Origin of the sequence: Planomicrobium sp. CPCC 101079 (genome assembly GCF_007859275.1) — a bacterium.
GTDB lineage: Bacteria > Bacillota > Bacilli > Bacillales_A > Planococcaceae > Planococcus.
Map to the genome: position 1 here is coordinate 1 of NZ_VOHC01000018.1, position 2541 is coordinate 2541.

The 2541-nt window shown below is 54.8% G+C and carries 1 rRNA gene; it reads left to right on the forward strand.

Going from position 1 to position 2541, the window contains the following annotated elements:
* Positions 1–2541 (forward strand): 23S ribosomal RNA (locus tag FQV28_RS07935); the annotation flags it as partial.

The window sequence follows — 2541 nt, forward strand, 5'->3', positions numbered from 1 at the left end:
CGGATCTCCAGAGTGGATCCTGAGTACGGCGGAACACGTGAAATTCCGTCGGAATCCGGGAGGACCATCTCCCAAGGCTAAATACTTCCTAGTGACCGATAGTGAACCAGTACCGTGAGGGAAAGGTGAAAAGCACCCCGGAAGGGGAGTGAAACAGATCCTGAAACCGTGTGCCTACAAGTAGTCAGAGCCCGTTAAGGGGTGATGGCGTGCCTTTTGTAGAATGAACCGGCGAGTTACGATTGCATGCAAGGTTAAGGTGAGAAGCCGGAGCCGCAGCGAAAGCGAGTCTGAACAGGGCGATTAGAGTATGCAGTTGTAGACCCGAAACCAGGTGATCTACCCATGTCCAGGGTGAAGGTAAGGTAACACTTACTGGAGGCCCGAACCCACGCACGTTGAAAAGTGCGGGGATGAGGTGTGGGTAGCGGAGAAATTCCAATCGAACCTGGAGATAGCTGGTTCTCTCCGAAATAGCTTTAGGGCTAGCCTCAAGATAAAGAATCCTGGAGGTAGAGCACTGTTTGGACTAGGGGCCCATCCCGGGTTACCGAATTCAGACAAACTCCGAATGCCAGTGATTTATGCTTGGGAGTCAGACTGCGAGTGATAAGATCCGTAGTCAAGAGGGAAACAGCCCAGACCACCAGCTAAGGTCCCCAAATATCCGTTAAGTGGAAAAGGATGTGGCGTTGCTTAGACAACCAGGATGTTGGCTTAGAAGCAGCCATCATTTAAAGAGTGCGTAATAGCTCACTGGTCGAGTGACACTGCGCCGAAAATGTACCGGGGCTAAACGGATTACCGAAGCTGTGGATGGAGCCCATTTGGGCTCCGTGGTAGGAGAGCGTTCTAAGGGCGTTGAAGCTGGACCGGAAGGACCGGTGGAGCGCTTAGAAGTGAGAATGCCGGTATGAGTAACGAAAGACGGGTGAGAATCCCGTCCACCGAATGCCTAAGGTTTCCTGAGGAAGGCTCGTCCGCTCAGGGTTAGTCGGGACCTAAGTCGAGGCCGATAGGCGTAGACGATGGACAACAGGTTGATATTCCTGTACCACCTCCCCGCCGTTTGAGCAATGGGGGGACGCAGAAGGATAGGGTGAGCGCGCCGTTGGTTGTGCGCGTCCAAGCAGCAAGAGGGGAAACGAGGCAAATCCCGTTTCCGCGCACCTCAAGTTGTGACGGCAAGGAGAAGTTTCTCCGGAGTCCCTGATTTCACACTGCCAAGAAAAGCCTCTAGCGAGGCGGGAGGTGCCCGTACCGCAAACCGACACAGGTAGGCGAGAAGAGAATTCTAAGGTGAGCGAGTGAACTCTCGTTAAGGAACTCGGCAAAATGACCCCGTAACTTCGGGAGAAGGGGTGCTCTGGTAGGGTGAACAGCCCGAGAGAGCCGCAGTGAATAGGCCCAGGCGACTGTTTAGCAAAAACACAGGTCTCTGCAAAACCGTAAGGTGACGTATAGGGGCTGACGCCTGCCCGGTGCTGGAAGGTTAAGGGGAGTGCTTAGCGCAAGCGAAGGTGCGAACTGAAGCCCCAGTAAACGGCGGCCGTAACTATAACGGTCCTAAGGTAGCGAAATTCCTTGTCGGGTAAGTTCCGACCCGCACGAAAGGCGTAACGATCTGGGCACTGTCTCAACGAGAGACTCGGTGAAATTATAGTACCTGTGAAGATGCAGGTTACCCGCGACAGGACGGAAAGACCCCGTGGAGCTTTACTGTAGCCTGATATTGACTTTTGGTGCAACTTGTACAGGATAGGTAGGAGCCAGAGAAACCGGAGCGCCAGCTTCGGTGGAGGCGTCGGTGGGATACTACCCTGGTTGTATTGAAAGTCTAACCCACGCCCCTGATCGGGGCGGGAGACAGTGTCAGGCGGGCAGTTTGACTGGGGCGGTCGCCTCCTAAAGAGTAACGGAGGCGCCCAAAGGTTCCCTCAGAATGGTTGGAAATCATTCGCAGAGTGTAAAGGCACAAGGGAGCTTGACTGCGAGACGTACAGGTCGAGCAGGGTCGAAAGACGGGCTTAGTGATCCGGTGGTTCCGCATGGAAGGGCCATCGCTCAACGGATAAAAGCTACCCCGGGGATAACAGGCTTATCTCCCCCAAGAGTCCACATCGACGGGGAGGTTTGGCACCTCGATGTCGGCTCATCGCATCCTGGGGCTGTAGTCGGTCCCAAGGGTTGGGCTGTTCGCCCATTAAAGCGGTACGCGAGCTGGGTTCAGAACGTCGTGAGACAGTTCGGTCCCTATCCGTCGCGGGCGCAGGAAATTTGAGAGGAGCTGTCCTTAGTACGAGAGGACCGGGATGGACACACCGCTGGTGTACCAGTTGTTCCGCCAGGGGCATCGCTGGGTAGCTATGTGTGGCCGGGATAAGTGCTGAAAGCATCTAAGCACGAAGCCCCCCTCAAGATGAGATTTCCCATTGCGCAAGCAAGTAAGATCCCTCAAAGACGATGAGGTAGATAGGTTCGGGGTGGACGCGTGGCGACACGTGCAGCTGACGAATACTAATCGATCGAGGACTTAACCAA